The organism is Photobacterium chitinilyticum (assembly GCF_004104355.1).
In the GTDB taxonomy this organism is placed as follows: domain Bacteria; phylum Pseudomonadota; class Gammaproteobacteria; order Enterobacterales; family Vibrionaceae; genus Photobacterium; species Photobacterium chitinilyticum.
This window is the reverse complement of the sequence record NZ_RJLM01000250.1, coordinates 1-385: the sequence shown is the minus strand read 5'-3', so window position 1 is coordinate 385 and position 385 is coordinate 1. Positions and strand designations below refer to the sequence as shown.

Below are 385 nucleotides of genomic sequence, written 5' to 3'. Positions count from 1 at the left end.
GCCTGTCCGTGCAGGTTGTGCTGGATACCGAGGCTGCAGTGTACAGCGGTCAGGAGGCCATTGATGCCGGACTGGCTGATGAACTTGTTAACAGCACCGATGCGATCACCGTCATGCGTGATGCACTGGATGCACGTAAATCCCGTCTCTCAGGAGGGCGAATGACCAAAGAGACTCAATCAACAACTGTTTCAGCCACTGCTTCGCAGGCTGACGTTACTGACGTGGTGCCAGCGACGGAGGGCGAGAACGCCAGCGCGGCGCAGCCGGACGTGAACGCGCAGATCACCGCAGCGGTTGCGGCAGAAAACAGCCGCATTATGGGGATCCTCAACTGTGAGGAGGCTCACGGACGCGAAGAACAGGCACGCGTGCTGGCAGAAAC

Annotated in this window: 1 protein-coding gene; it reads left to right on the top strand. The window is 59.2% G+C overall.

The genetic code is table 11. From position 1 onward, the window contains the following. On the top strand, nt 1-385 hold a 385-nt coding region (locus EDI28_RS26635; protein ID WP_164918648.1), incomplete at both ends, for a S49 family peptidase.